The sequence below is a fragment of the Chitinivorax tropicus genome (assembly GCF_014202905.1).
In the GTDB taxonomy this organism is placed as follows: Bacteria; Pseudomonadota; Gammaproteobacteria; order Burkholderiales; family SCOH01; genus Chitinivorax; species Chitinivorax tropicus.
This window is the reverse complement of record NZ_JACHHY010000007.1, coordinates 59,901-73,892: the sequence shown is the minus strand read 5'-3', so window position 1 is coordinate 73,892 and position 13,992 is coordinate 59,901. Positions and strand designations below refer to the sequence as shown.

Below are 13,992 nucleotides of genomic sequence, written 5' to 3'. Positions count from 1 at the left end.
AGCACCAGTCGGGCGAAAGCCTAACATCAACCGGACAGACTGCCCAGCACCTACCCTTTCAAACCCGGCCAGGGATAACGCATGGCTTTACCCGCTGCCGCCCGCGACCATGCATACAGCGAAAACAGGATCAATGCAGAATGGCAGCAGGTGAAATACAGGATCAACGCCACCCAGGTGGCTGGCTGATCCCAGCCGATTCCCCACACCAGCAACGCCGACACCGCCACCAACAGCACCCCGGACCAGATACTGGTGGCCACCGCCCCTCGGACATGGCCCCGCACCCATGGCGTGCCATGCTGCCAATGCAACCTGGCCAACATCACCAACAGCGCGAATGCCAAGCCAGGCAACAAGGTGATGTTCAGCAGATTCCACAAGGCTGCGCGAGCGGCGATCTGCTTGTCTTCCGGGCTCATGGTGCAAAGCCGGCCCGGATCACCTCCTTGAGCGCTGCAGCGGTATCAGCATCATCCGTCAGCGGCTCGACCATGGCGGCAATGCAGGCCATCACCGGCTCACATCCAGCGCGGATCAGGTTGGCGGCATACACCAACAGGCGGGTTGAGATTGCCTCGTCCAGATCGATGCCCGCCAGACGCCGCAGGCGCTGGGCCACCTCGACCAGCCGTTGTGCCATGGCCTGCTCGACACCACTCTCGTGCGTGACGATCCGGGTTTCGACGGCGCTGGGCGGAAAATCGAATGTCAGCGCGACAAAACGTTGCCTGGTCGAGGGCTTTAGACTCTTCAGCAAATTTTGATAGCCTGGGTTGTATGACACCACCAACATGAACGTCTCTGGCGCATGCAACTGCTCGCCCGTCCGGTCTATCGGTAGAATCCGCCGATCATCGGTCAGCGGATGCAGCACCACCGTGGTGTCTTTGCGCGCCTCGACGATCTCATCCAGATAGCAGATTGCCCCTTGCCTCACCGCCCGCGTCAATGGGCCGTCGGCCCAATAGGTCTGACTCTCACCAATCAGATGCCGCCCTACCAGATCCGCCGCGGTCAGGTCATCATGACAGGCCACCGTGATCAGCGGCCTGCCCAATCTGGCCGCCATATGTGCTACGAAACGGGTCTTGCCGCAGCCGGTCGGCCCTTTGATCAACAACGGCAAACGGTGGCGAAAAGCACGCTCGAACAACTCGCACTCCTGGCCAACCGGCTGATAAAACGGTATCGAATCTTCCATCACATCTACCCGTCCATCCGGTGCATATCGATCATTCATTCGTACCCCCAACCCATCGGCCATCAATAAAACACTGCAATCAGCAACAACACGCTACTCAACCAACCCAACACCAGCCCACGCCACAGCCAACTGACCCGCCGCAATGCCATGAAGTGATCGATGATCAGCCACCCTTTCACCCAGGTGGCACCAGCCAAGCCCAACATGATGATCGGGCTGGTCAGATGCGCTTCGGCCACCCACCATGCCGCCCCTGTCAGGCTCAATAACACCACCCAACACCCCGTTGCCACATTGATTTGCATCAGACATTCCTTGCATGGCCGCAACTATCGCATCACATACACCAGCGGAAACAACACCACCCACACCAGATCGACCATGTGCCAATATGCTGCCCCTGTCTCCACGCCAGCATGATCCGCTTGCGAATAGCCGCCCTGCCAGGCTTTCCAGGCACAGGCCGCCAGAATCACCATGCCCAACAACACATGCAGAAAGTGAAAGAACGTCAACGACAGATAGAACATGTAGAACACATTGCTGGACAAGGTGACCCCGGCCCCCAGTTTGTCAGCGAACTCGGCCAGCTTGATCATCACAAATACCGCACCACACCCCCACCCTGCCACCAGCCACTGCGCACAATGCCGCCCCCTGCCAAGCTGGATGGCCTGCACCGCCCGCACCACCAGGTAACTGCCTGTCAACAATAGCGCTGTGTTGATCGCGCCGGACGTGGTGTCCAATGTCGCTTGCATCGTCGCGAACAGATCACGGTGTTTGGCACGCGTCACAGCATAGGCGACAAAGAACAGCCCGAACACCAGCAATTCGGCCAAGATGAAGAACCACATGGCCAGATCCCCTGGTAAAGGGGCTTTGGATTGCGGACGAATGGAGGAAAGCTCGGATGGCGCGTTCAAATCGCACCCAGTAACAAAGTGGCCAGCCTGCATTGAAGCATGACGACCCAGTGGCGGACATTGATGTTGATCAGGCCGAGCGCAATTGGCCAGTCACCCAGCCAAGAAAAAACGCAGCTTACGCTGCGTTCTTTCCTCGACGTATTGCCTTATCAAGCTGCGGCAGGGCGGTCTTTGACGAAGAAGCTCATCACGTACAGCACCAACCCGATCATGAACACGACACCCGTGCCCTCACGCAGCCAATAGAAGATGGCCACCTGATCCTGCGCAGCCATGAATGGCATCGGTGTAGCAGAGTAGCGTTGCAGCCATACCTGCAGGATACCCGCCGCAGTCAGGAACAAGGTGATGAACACCATGGCGATGGTCATCAGCCAGAACGACCACATCTCCATCACTTGCGAACGCTCTGGGTTAGCCTCGCGACCACGCAATACCGGCATGGCATAGCTGATGATACACATCACCACCATCGCATACGCCCCGTAGAAGGCCATATGACCATGTGCCGCAGTGATTTGCGTACCGTGTGTGTAATAGTTGACCGGTGCCAGCGTATGCAGGAAACCCCAGACCCCGGCCCCCAGGAACGACATCACACCTGTACCCAATGCCCATAAGGTCGCAGCCTTGTTGGGATGCTCACGCTTACGGCGATTGACCATATTGAATGCAAATACAGTCATCATGAAGAACGGAATCGGCTCCAGTGCGGAGAAGATGCTACCCCACCATTGCCAGTATTCAGGTGTACCAATCCAATAGTAGTGGTGGCCTGTGCCGATGATGCCGGTGATCAGGGTCATAGCGATGATCACATACAGCCATTTTTCGATCACCTCCCGATCCACACCCGTCACCTTGACCAGCACAAAGGCCAGCAATGCACCCAGAATCAGCTCCCACACGCCTTCCACCCACAGGTGCACGACCCACCACCAGAAATACTTGTCCTTGACCAGGTTAGACGGGTTATAGAACGAGAACAGGAAGAAAATGGCCAGCCCCCACAACCCCAGCAACAGCACCAGCGAGATAGTGGTTTTACGACCCGCCAACACTGTCAAGCTGATGTTGTAGAGAAACGCCAACGCCACCACCACGATACCAACCTTGGTCAGTAACGGCTGCTCCAGGAATTCCCGGCCCATGGTCGGCAAGATGTCGTTACCCGTCATCTTGGCGAGCGAAGCATAGGGCACCATCAGATAGCCCAAGATCGTCAACGCCCCCGCCACCAAAAAGATCCAGAACATGATGATGGCCAGGCGCGGGCTGTGCAGCTCGCGCTGGGACTCCTCAGGAATCAGGTAATAGGCACCACCCATGAAACCGAATAACAGCCAGACAATCAGCAGATTGGTATGCACCATCCGCGCCACGTTAAAAGGAATGGCCGGAAACAGAAAGTCACCCACCACATACTGCAGCCCCATGACCAGCCCAAACAGGATCTGGCCGATGAACAGGCCAATGGCAGCGATGAAATAGGGCTTCGCCACCGCCTGGGATGAATATTGCATGGTTTTCTCCATATTGATCCACGCGTTCACAGAAAAACTACCGGCTCAGCCCTCAATATTGGGCGGCCATTTGGCGGTATTGATTTCAGAGGCATATTTCAGGAAAGCCACCAGATCATCCAGCTCACCTTCACTGAGGTTGAATTGCGGCATCTGCCGACGCCCTGGCGCCCCGGTGGGTTGCGCTTTTATCCAACCCTTGATGAAATCAGGGCCACGGCGCACATACACATTACCCAGCTCAGGTGCGAAATACGCCCCCTCGCCCAGCAAGGTATGACAGCCGATACAATTGCGCGTCTCCCATATATGCTTACCACGGACGACCTGCTCGGTCAGATTGGCGCTGTTGTCATGTTTGGGCAGCGTCTGGACTGTGTCGAAGGTCAGCGCCAGAAACAGCAGAAAGAAGAACACCGCGCCACCATAAAAGATGTTTCGCGCGGTGGATTTGGTGAAGGTACCACTCATCGGTTCGCTCCCTTGTTGGCTGGATGCCATCACTGTAGCGAAGATCATGGTCTCGACTCATTGACGCTTATCAATCATTCGATAAAACCGAGTGTTTTTCTCGGTTAATCATTTCAATCAATCCAACCCATCATCCATATATATCAAATGGGTTTTATCTGGACTGCTGCCAGTAAATAGTTCTTTCGACCTATCAGGCTAGTTCTTTCGATTTTCAATCAAGCTGGCTGCATTTGATACGCATCAATGCCAACAAACCGCCAAACAGCGATGCTGTCATCCATCAAACTTGTCCACTGATTGTCGTATTGGCCACCAGCACCTGTCTGGCTGCATTTTCTGCACACGACGTTCATCTCTCGGGCAAGTCTGCGTTACCCGTTCCGATCAAGGAGAACAAGATGAAGCGCAAGGGATATTCAACGATTGCGAAACTGGTGGTGATGGCGACTTTGCCATGGGCCATCGGTCAGGCATTTGCCGATAACGCCAAGCAGGAGCACAGCTCCACGCCGGCAACACAGTATACGGCGGGGGGTGGATCGCCCTTGGCCAACGAGCCGATGCACCAGAACGTGAACCCCAAAGCGCCGCCGATGACGGAAAAAGAGTTTTCGATCGGCAAGCAGATCTACTTCGAGCGTTGCGCTGGCTGTCATGGCGTGCTGCGCAAAGGCGCCACGGGTAAGCCGCTGACGACTGACAAGACCCTGGCCGCCGGTACCGACTACCTGAAGGTCTTCATCAAATATGGCTCGCCAGCCGGTATGCCCAACTGGGGTACGTCGGGTGAGCTGACGGATGATGAAGTCGATCTGATGGCGCGCTACATCCAGCAAGAGCCCCCCACCCCACCGGAATTCGGGATGGAGGAGATGAAAAAGACCTGGAAGGTGCTGATTCCTGCCGAGAAGCGCCCGAAGAAGAAGATGAACAACTTCAACATCGACAATCTGTTCTCGGTCACGCTGCGTGACACGGGTGAGATTGCGCTGATCGATGGAGACAGCAAGCAGATCGTCAATATCGTGAAGACAGGCTATGCAGTGCATATCTCGCGCCTGTCGGCATCCGGACGTTATCTGTTCGTGATCGGGCGGGATGCGAAGATCAATATGATCGACCTGTGGATGGAAAAACCCGACAACGTCGCAGAGATCCGCGTTGGGCTGGAAGCACGCTCAGTCGATACCTCTAAAGCCAAGGGTTACGAAGACACCTATGCGATTGCAGGCTCTTACTGGCCGCCACAGTACGTGATCATGAAGGGCGATACGCTGGAGCCGCTGAAGATCCAGGCCACCCGAGGCATGACTGTCGATACCCAGGAATACCACCCAGAGCCACGCGTGGCATCGATTGTGGCAAACCACCATAAGCCAGAGTTCGTGGTGAACGTGAAGGAAACAGGCAAGATTCTGATGGTGGACTATTCAGATCTGGATAACCTGAAAACCACCACCATTGACGCCGCCCGCTATCTGCATGATGGCGGCTGGGATGCCACCAAGCGCTATTTCCTGGTGGCGGCGAACCAATCAAACAAGATCGCTGTGGTGGACACAGTCACCGGTAAACGAGCAGCACTGGTCGATGTGGGCAAGATTCCGCACCCAGGGCGTGGTGCGAACTTCAATCACCCCACCTTCGGCCCGGTGTGGTCCACCTCGCATCTGGGCTCGGAAGACATCAGCCTGATTGGCACCGACCCGGTCAAACACAAAGCCAACGCCTGGAAAGTGGTGCAAGTGTTGAAAGGCCAGGGGGGCGGTTCGTTGTTCATCAAGACCCACCCGAAATCGAAGAATCTGTGGGTGGATACGCCATTCAACCCCGATGCGAAGATCAGCCAATCAGTTGCTGTCTATGACATCAACAATTTGAACAAACCTGCGCAGATCATCGATATCGCAGGTTGCGCCAAAGATCTGGGTGAAGGGGCCAAACGGGTCGTCCAGCCGGAATACAACAAGGCTGGCGATGAGGTGTGGTTCTCGGTGTGGAGCGCCAAGGACAAACGCTCTGCAATCGTGGTGGTAGACGACAAGACCCGTACCTGCAAGAAGGTGATCGCAGATCCGAAACTGATCACACCAACAGGTAAGTTCAACGTTTACAACACCCAGCACGATATTTATTGATTTTCACAAATGGGCGGCGACACGCCGCCCTGTCAGATGAGAAGGAGTCGATCATGTTGATGCGTACATTATTAGCACTGGCCGGTGTGGCCTGTCTGTGGCTGGCCAACCCGGCCAGCGCCTCTGTCGATGCGGCCAAAGCACAAGACCTGCTGGCCAAATCTGGCTGTGTGGCCTGCCACGCCAAGGACAAGAAACTGGTGGGTCCTTCGTTCCAGGAGATTGCCAAGAAATATAAAGGCAATGCCGGGGCCGAAGCACAGCTCGTCAAGAAAGTGGCCGATGGTGGCTCCGGTGTGTGGGGCCCAGTCCCGATGCCGCCTAACAAAGGCAAGGGCAGCGACGCTGATTTCAAGACCATGGTGCAGTTCATCCTGACTCAGTAATCCTCTGCCATGCGTATGCTGCCTCTGTTGTTTCTGCTGTTGTGCCAATTGGCTGCTGCCGCGCCGCCCGAGCCTGCGCGGCAGGCGGCTTTGCTGCATCTGCTGAAACAGGACTGTGGCGCATGCCATGGCATGACACGACAAGGTGGACTCGGTCCACCTTTGACCGCTGCTGCTTTGCGTGACAAACCAAGCGACAGCCTGATCGCTACCATCCTGTACGGTCGCCCTGGCACCGCCATGCCGCCCTGGCAGCGCTTTCTGACAGAGTCAGAAGTCGCGTGGCTGATCGATACGCTACGCAGTGAAGAGTCCCATGCGCCTGCCCCTCCCCGCTAAGTGCCGTCTAGCTTTGATTGGCTGTTTATGGCTGCTGGGTGCCTGCAGCACCCCCGTGCTGCGTGGCACCGGCGACCTGGGCGTGGTCATCGAACGGGCTGATGGTGCGGTGCAGATCATCGAGCAACAGAGCCGTCGTAGCCTGGCCACCATCCAAGGGATGGGTGATCTGTCGCACGCGTCTGTTGTGTTCTCGCGTGATGCTCGTTACGCCTATATTTTTGGCCGCGATGGCGGGCTGACCAAGCTGGATCTGTTGGCACAACGAATCGACAGGCGCATTCTGCAAGCAGGCAACAGCATTGGCGGCGCCATCTCGCAAGATGGCCGGTTATTGGTTGCACAGAATTACGAGCCGGGCGGCATCCGGGTATTCGATGCCGACACCCTGGCCCCACTGGCCGACATCCCCGCCATCACCTCGGCGGGCCGGCCTTCCAAGGTGGTTGGCTTGGCGGATCTGCCGGGCAACCGCTTTGCCTATGCGCTGTTTGAAGGCGGCGAAATCTGGCTGGCGGATTTGAGCCAGCCCCGAAAGCCCAGCGTACAGCGCTTTGCCGCCGGCATGCAGCCCTATGATGGGCTGGTGAGCCCAGATGGGCGCCACTATCTGGCGGGCCTGTTTGGTGAGGATGGCTTGGCCATGCTTGATACCTGGCACCCAGAGCGCGGCGCGCAGCGTATCCTGCCTAACTATGGACGAGGGCAGGAGAAATTGCCAGTTTATAAGATGCCGCATCTGCGCGGCTGGGCGCTGACCTCGCGTCATGCCTTCCTGCCCGCCATCGGGCAACACGCCGTGCTGGTGGCTGACCGGCAGAGCTGGCAACCGACAGCCAAGGTGCCTGTACTGGGGCAGCCGGTGTTTGTGATGGTCGAGCCGACCCATCGGCGGGTCTGGGTCAATTTTGCCTTCCCCGATAACGACAAAGTGCAGGTCATCGACACCGACAGCCTGCAAGTCATCACCACACTCACCCCTGGCAAGGCCATCTTACATATGGAATTCACCGCCCGTGGGGACGAAGTCTGGCTGTCGGCCCGGGACAGCAATGAAGTGGTGGTGTACCGCACCGACACTTTCGAACAACGTGCATCACTGCCAGCACGTAGTCCCTCCGGCATCTTCTTCACTTGGCGGGCTCACCGCATTGGGATGTAAATCATGGGAAATCCCGACAGACTTTCACACCTGCTTGCAGGCCATCATCCGCCAACCGACCATGTAGCCCACTTGCCACAACCGGAGCAGGCTGCGACCCAATTACACCAGCAGGCAACCACCGAGCAGGATTGGCGCTACCAATTGTTGAACAGCTATCAACGAGGCCTGCCAGTCGTTCCCAAGCCATTCCTGGTGATCGCCAACGAGCTGGGTGTGCAGGAATCGGACGTGTTGGATACCTTGCATGGCTGGCTCGATCAACGGGTTGTCAGCCGTGTCGGCGCGGTGTTCCAGCCCAACACTGTCGGCTTTTCCACCCTTGCGGCATTGGCCGTGCCACCGGAAGATCTGCCAGAGATCGCGCAGAAGATATCGGCCTATGCCGAGGTCAACCACAACTACGCTCGTGAGCACGCATTCAATCTGTGGTTTGTGATCACCACCTCAACCGAACAGCAACGCGAAGCGGTACTGGCCAGCATCCGGCAGACCATCGGCTTACCACTCATCTCGTTACCCCTGGTCAGCGACTATCACATCGACCTCGGTTTCGACCTGCGTGATGGCAGCTGCCCGCGTAGACACGTCCCCGCGCAGCGACTACAGCCAACCCCCCAACAACGCACCTTGCTGAAGCAGCTGGCACAGGGTCTGCCCCCGGTCAGTCGCCCATTTGCCGAGCTGGCCGATCGTATCGAACAGACCGAGGCCTGGGTGATGCAACAACTGAACAGTTGGTGTGATATGGGCGCCATTCGGCGTCTGGGCTTGATTCTGCGGCACCGCGAGCTGGGCTACACTGCCAATGCCATGGTCGTGTGGGATGTGCCGGACGAGCAGGTCGATGCGATTGGCCACAAGCTGGCTGGCCAGGCTGGCATCACCTTATGCTATCGTCGGCAACGATCGCTACCGGACTGGTCTTATAACTTGTTCTGCATGATTCACGGCAAGCACCGTCAAGCAGTCGAGGCCAATATCGCGCTGTTGACCCGGCAGCTCCAGCTGGGCGCGTACCGACAGGCGGTACTGTTCAGCACGCAACGCTACAAACAATGCGGGGCCAACTATGGATGACACGCCAGTATTGGATACACTGGATCGGGCCATCATCAACACCCTGCAACACGGCCTGCCGATCTGTCCCCGCCCCTATCGACAGGTAGCCGAGCAGCTGGGCATCGACGAGGCCACCTTGTTGCAACGCTTGGTGTCGCTCATGGATGCCGGCATGCTGACCCGGTTCGGGCCGCTGTTCCAGATCGAGAAAATGGGTGGCCGCTTTTGCTTGGCCGCCATGTCAGTACCCGAGGAGCAGTTCGAAGATGTTGCCCGTCTGGTGAATGCCTTTCCCGAAGTGGCGCATAACTACCAACGTCAACATCAACTGAATATGTGGTTTGTGGTCGCCTGCCCTGATCCACAAGCCATCCAGACAACACTAGAGCGGATTGAAACCGCCACCGGCCTTGCTGTTCTGGCCATGCCCAAGGAGAAAGAGTTCTTCGTCAACCTTTATCTCCCCGCATAGCAGCGGTTTGCAGAATGTGCGAGCGACCGTCAGTTGGGGAAAGACAGCGCTCAGGCACCGAAGTGGATGCGCAATACATGAGGATTCCGAGCACTGCCCCCGAATCGCGATCGCCCAGCCGTTTTGCAAGCAGCTTCCTGGACGGGGCGAGGAACATAACCATGAAGATACAAGCACGCACTACCCATCGTTTTTTCATATTTGCATTGGCAGCTTTGGTTTCGGCCAGCGCCTATGCCGCTGAAATCCCCTACCCCGATCTGATCAATAAGGCCGGACGCCAGCGCATGTTGTCGCAGCGCATCGTCAAGGCCTATCTGCAGCTTGGGGCCAATGTGTTGCCGGAACAAGGGCGGCAGGTACTGAATGAATCGATGAAGACGTTTGAGCAGCAATTGGCGGATTTGAAGCAAGCGGACCTGCCAGCCAATGTGGACGCGGCCATCGAGAAAGAGGAACAACAGTGGAAAGCCTTCCGCGAGCTGGTCAGCGGCCCGGTGACCCAAGTGACGGCCAGAAAGCTGCAAAGCCAGTCTGACAGCCTGTTGGCAACAGCCAATGAGGTCACACTGGCGCTGCAGGACGCCTATGGCCAACCCAGTGGCAAATTCGTCAACCTGGCAGGCCGCCAACGGATGTTGTCACAGATGCTGTCCAGACAATATCTGGCGAAGTTCTGGGGGGTGACCCAAGCTGATGGCGACAAGGTGATCCAAGAGGCGCGCGGTGAGTTCAACCGAAACCTGACCCAGCTATCGGCCACTCCAAACCTGAGCAACACGCTCAAACAACAATTGGATCTGGCCAGCCAGCAATGGGTCTTTCTGGATATGGCCCTGACCCAGCCTCACAACGCCGGCAACGCCCAAAACGTCGTCAGCACCAGCGAGCGGATTCTGGAAGTGCTCGACAATGTCACCCAGCGGTTTGAAAAGAGTAAGTGATGGATGAGATCGATTACCGCTTGGTGCAGCTGACGCAATCCGGCCTGCCACTGGTTTCACAGCCTTTTGCCGCGCTGGCGCTGCAGTTGGGCCTGACCGAGCAGCAGGTGATCGATCGCATGATGGCCATGCAGCAGCATGGCCTGATCCGCCGTATTGCTGCCGTGCCCAATCACTATCGGTTGGGCTATCGGCACAATGGCATGACCGTGTGGGACGTGGATGACAGCCAGATCGACGTCCTTGGGCAACAGATCGGTGCCTTGTCATTTGTCAGCCACTGTTATCAACGACCACGCCACCTGCCGGCTTGGCCCTACAACCTATTTGCCATGGTGCACGGTAAAACCCGTGAGGAAACCACCCAACAGATTGCGGTGATCCGCACAGTGCTGGGCGATGCCTGCCGAGGCAGCGATACCCTCTACAGCACCCGTATCCTCAAAAAAACCGGCCTACGCCTTCCGGAGTAATGCCATGTTCCGCATCAGTCAGTTCATGCAAGCCTTGCACCAGCTTCAACAAACAGACGAGCCCGCAGCGGTGCCCACTACCCCACCCAAGCGCCAGACCTTGCCTGGGCCGGTGGTGATCTGGAATCTGATCCGCCGCTGCAATCTGACCTGTAAGCATTGCTATTCCATCTCGGCGGACACCCATTTCAAGGGCGAGCTTGGCACCGACGAGATCTACCGGGTGATGGACGACCTTAAAGCCGCCCGCGTACCGGTGCTGATCCTATCGGGCGGCGAGCCGCTGCTTCATCCGGACATCTTTCCGATTGCCCGCCGCGCCAAGGCTATGGGCTTTTATGTCGGGCTATCCACCAATGGCACATTGATCAACGATCAGAACATCGATGACATCGCCACAACGGGTTTTGACTATGTCGGTATCAGCCTGGATGGCCTGGGCGACACCCATGACCGCTTCCGGCGCAAAGCCGGGGCATTCGATGCCTCTTTGGCGGGCATCCGGCTTTGCAAATCCCGGCAGATCCGGGTCGGCATCCGCTTCACCATGACTCAGGACAACGCGGCGGAGTTGCCGCTCTTACTGGATTTGATGAATCAGGAGCAGATCGACAAATTCTACTTCTCGCACCTGAATTACGCCGGACGCGGCAACAAGCATCGTGCCGATGATGTGATGCACCGCACCACCCGCTGGGCGATGGATCAGCTGTTCGAAGCCTGTTGGCAAGATGCCCGCCAGGGTCGCCATCGTGAATTTGTCACCGGCAACAACGATGCCGATGGCGTGTATCTGCTGCAGTGGGTAAGAGAGCGCTTCCCCGCCTATGAAGCAGCCATGCGCTATCAGCTGGCCAGATGGGGTGGCAACGCGTCGGGGGTCAATGTCGCCAATATCGACAACCTGGGCGTGGTCCACCCAGACACCATGTGGTGGGACTACCCGCTTGGCAACGTGCGGGATCGTGGATTCGGTGACATCTGGCAGGACACCCGCGACCCATTGATGGCAGGCCTCAAGCAACACCCCAGGCCATTGAAAGGCCGTTGCCAGCAGTGTCGATATGTCGATATCTGTGGTGGCAACACCCGTGTGCGTGCTTGGCAGATCACTGGTGACGCCTGGCAGGAAGATCCCGCCTGCTACATGTTGGATGAAGAGCTGGGCATCACCGCCGCCAGCCAACGCATCACCACCACGCCCTATATTCCGATCAAACGGGTATCCACATGCTGAATCCTACCCTTATCCGCTGGGCCGCGCTGTTGGCGGGCCTGATGACTGGCCATGTCTTGGCCGAGCCCATGCCCAACGCGGCAGAGCTGTATCAGCAACACTGCTTGAGCTGCCACGGCGCGCAGCGCACCGGTGGCATGGGGCCAGCACTGTTGCCACAAAGCCTGGAGCGCCTGAAGCGGAGTGATGCACTGAAGACGATCCGCGATGGTCGCCCCGCCACCCAGATGCCCGGCTTTGGAACCACACTGGAGCCCGCTGCGCTGCAGGCTCTGGTCGATCATCTGTATACCCCGCCCGCCGACACGCCGGGTTGGACAGCCGAGCAGATTCGCCAGTCACGCCAGCAGACCACTGCCCCCGATCAGCTCAAGAACAAGCCGGTATTCAAGGCAGACCCACATAACCTGTTCGTCGTGGTGGAAGGCGGCGACCATCACGCCACCATTCTGGATGGTGACAAGCTCACCCCTATCCATCGCTTTGCCACACGCTACGCCTTGCACGGCGGGCCCAAATTCAGCCCCGATGGCCGCTATGTCTATTTTGCCTCGCGCGATGGCTGGATCAGCAAATTCGATATCTGGAACCTCAAAACCGTTGCGGAAATCCGCGCGGGGCTCAACACCCGCAATATCGCCGTCTCGTCGGATGGCCGCTATGTGCTGGCGGGCAATTACCTGCCGCAATCGGTCGTGCTGTTCGATCAGGATTTGAACCTGTTACGGGTGTATGACGCGCAGAGCGCGGAAGGAAAAATATCGCGTGTCTCGGCTGTGTATGATGCAGCCCCCCGCAAGAGCTTCATCGTGGCGCTGAAAGATGTACCCGAGGCCTGGGAGATTCCCTATGCCGATGATGCGCCACCCGTGGCAAAGGGACAGGTGCATGACCATCAACTGGGTGAGGCGGTCTTTCAACCCGGTCAATTCACCCCCATCACCATCCCACTGGATGACATTCTCGACGATTTCTTCTTCGACCCGCCCTACACCCACCTGATCGGTGCCTCACGAAATGGCAAGGGGCAAGTCATCAACCTCAACATCCGCCGCAAGATCGCTGATCTGGATTTGGCTGGCATGCCGCATCTGGGCTCAGGCATCACTTGGCTGAGAGACGGCCAGCCCATCCTGGCCACCCCCAATCTGAAAGATGGACAAGTCACGGTCATCGACATGCGCACCTGGCAGACCATCAAGCAGATCCCCACACTGGGGCCGGGTTTTTTCATGCGCAGCCACGAGAACACGCCTTATGTCTGGGTGGACAGCATGATGAGCCCCACCGGCAAGGACACCCTGCAGATCATCGACAAAGCCACGCTGGAAGTGGTCAAGACAGTCCGCCCCGAGCCCGGCAAGACCCTGGCCCACATCGAATTCACTCGTGATGGCAAATACGCTTTGGCCAGCCTGTGGGAACAAGATGGCGCGTTGATCGTGTTTGACGCGGCCACCTGGAAGGAAATCAAACGCATTCCCATGAGCAAACCCGTCGGCAAATACAACGTCTACAACAAAATCACCCGCTCAGCGGGTACCAGCCACTGACATTGTGCTCAGGTTGGCCACACCCACGACGGACACATCCAGGCGCCGGGTGCCAGTTTGCAGAATGATCACATGACCGAGCCCCGGTCAGAC

General features: G+C 57.6%; 16 protein-coding genes. 10 read left to right on the top strand and 6 right to left on the bottom strand.

Annotated elements, in window-relative coordinates:
* Positions 1–50 precede the first annotated feature (50 nt).
* From HNQ59_RS06990 to HNQ59_RS06965, 6 genes are all read right to left on the bottom strand, one after another.
* Complete coding sequence (locus HNQ59_RS06990) at positions 51–422, bottom strand: hypothetical protein (RefSeq protein ID WP_184037000.1); 372 nt, start codon at positions 420–422, stop codon at positions 51–53.
* On the bottom strand, positions 419–1,243 hold the full coding sequence (locus HNQ59_RS06985; protein ID WP_281397190.1) for a CbbQ/NirQ/NorQ/GpvN family protein: 825 nt from the start codon (positions 1,241–1,243) through the stop codon (positions 419–421). The genes HNQ59_RS06990 and HNQ59_RS06985 overlap by 4 nt, the downstream gene beginning before the upstream one ends.
* A 23-nt stretch (positions 1,244–1,266) precedes the next feature.
* Positions 1,267–1,512 (bottom strand): cytochrome C oxidase subunit IV family protein, encoded by a 246-nt coding sequence (locus HNQ59_RS06980; RefSeq protein ID WP_184036998.1) that lies wholly within the window; start codon positions 1,510–1,512, stop codon positions 1,267–1,269.
* A 24-nt stretch (positions 1,513–1,536) separates the two neighbouring features.
* Positions 1,537–2,064, bottom strand: a complete 528-nt coding sequence (locus tag HNQ59_RS06975) for a cytochrome c oxidase subunit 3 family protein (protein ID WP_246490888.1) — start codon at positions 2,062–2,064, stop codon at positions 1,537–1,539.
* Between the two features lie 221 nt (positions 2,065–2,285).
* Positions 2,286–3,659 (bottom strand): cbb3-type cytochrome c oxidase subunit I, encoded by a 1,374-nt coding sequence (locus HNQ59_RS06970; protein ID WP_184036994.1) that lies wholly within the window; start codon positions 3,657–3,659, stop codon positions 2,286–2,288.
* A gap of 45 nt (positions 3,660–3,704) precedes the next feature.
* The gene (locus HNQ59_RS06965; RefSeq protein ID WP_184037224.1) at positions 3,705–4,130 is read right to left on the bottom strand and encodes a c-type cytochrome; all 426 of its coding nucleotides are present in this window, start codon (positions 4,128–4,130) and stop codon (positions 3,705–3,707) included.
* A gap of 401 nt (positions 4,131–4,531) precedes the next feature.
* On the opposite strand from HNQ59_RS06965, the gene HNQ59_RS06960 reads away from it, so the two are divergent.
* The 10 genes from HNQ59_RS06960 to HNQ59_RS06915 all read left to right on the top strand — a co-directional run bounded on the left by HNQ59_RS06960 (position 4,532) and on the right by HNQ59_RS06915 (position 13,899).
* Positions 4,532–6,271: a nitrite reductase gene (locus HNQ59_RS06960; protein ID WP_184036992.1), complete on the top strand. Its 1,740-nt coding sequence runs from the start codon at positions 4,532–4,534 to the stop codon at positions 6,269–6,271.
* A gap of 53 nt (positions 6,272–6,324) precedes the next feature.
* A complete protein-coding gene (locus HNQ59_RS06955) occupies positions 6,325–6,657 on the top strand; it encodes a c-type cytochrome (protein ID WP_425491363.1) in 333 nt (110 codons plus the stop codon).
* 9 nt (positions 6,658–6,666) lie between these two features.
* Positions 6,667–6,996, top strand: a complete 330-nt coding sequence (locus HNQ59_RS06950) for a c-type cytochrome (RefSeq protein ID WP_184036990.1) — start codon at positions 6,667–6,669, stop codon at positions 6,994–6,996.
* The gene (locus HNQ59_RS06945) at positions 6,974–8,158 is read left to right on the top strand and encodes a cytochrome D1 domain-containing protein (protein WP_184036988.1); all 1,185 of its coding nucleotides are present in this window, start codon (positions 6,974–6,976) and stop codon (positions 8,156–8,158) included. Before HNQ59_RS06950 ends, HNQ59_RS06945 begins: the two co-directional genes overlap by 23 nt.
* Before the next feature lie 3 nt (positions 8,159–8,161).
* Positions 8,162–9,238, top strand: coding sequence for a siroheme decarboxylase subunit beta (gene ahbB / locus HNQ59_RS06940; RefSeq protein WP_184036986.1), 1,077 nt, complete (start codon positions 8,162–8,164; stop codon positions 9,236–9,238).
* Positions 9,231–9,692 carry an Lrp/AsnC family transcriptional regulator gene (locus HNQ59_RS06935; protein ID WP_184036984.1) on the top strand — a complete coding sequence of 154 codons (462 nt, stop codon included), beginning with the start codon at positions 9,231–9,233 and terminating at the stop codon, positions 9,690–9,692. Before ahbB (HNQ59_RS06940) ends, HNQ59_RS06935 begins: the two co-directional genes overlap by 8 nt.
* Positions 9,693–9,853: 161 nt before the next feature.
* Positions 9,854–10,636, top strand: a complete 783-nt coding sequence (locus tag HNQ59_RS06930) for a type IV pili methyl-accepting chemotaxis transducer N-terminal domain-containing protein (RefSeq protein WP_184036982.1) — start codon at positions 9,854–9,856, stop codon at positions 10,634–10,636.
* Entirely contained in the window at positions 10,636–11,109 is a 474-nt protein-coding gene (gene ahbB / locus HNQ59_RS06925) for a siroheme decarboxylase subunit beta (RefSeq protein WP_184036980.1), read from the top strand. Before HNQ59_RS06930 ends, ahbB (HNQ59_RS06925) begins: the two co-directional genes overlap by 1 nt.
* A 4-nt stretch (positions 11,110–11,113) precedes the next feature.
* Positions 11,114–12,346: a heme d1 biosynthesis radical SAM protein NirJ gene (gene nirJ / locus HNQ59_RS06920; protein WP_184036978.1), complete on the top strand. Its 1,233-nt coding sequence runs from the start codon at positions 11,114–11,116 to the stop codon at positions 12,344–12,346.
* On the top strand, positions 12,340–13,899 hold the full coding sequence (locus HNQ59_RS06915) for a cytochrome D1 domain-containing protein (RefSeq protein WP_184036975.1): 1,560 nt from the start codon (positions 12,340–12,342) through the stop codon (positions 13,897–13,899). The genes nirJ and HNQ59_RS06915 overlap by 7 nt, the downstream gene beginning before the upstream one ends.
* Positions 13,900–13,992 lie beyond the last annotated feature (93 nt).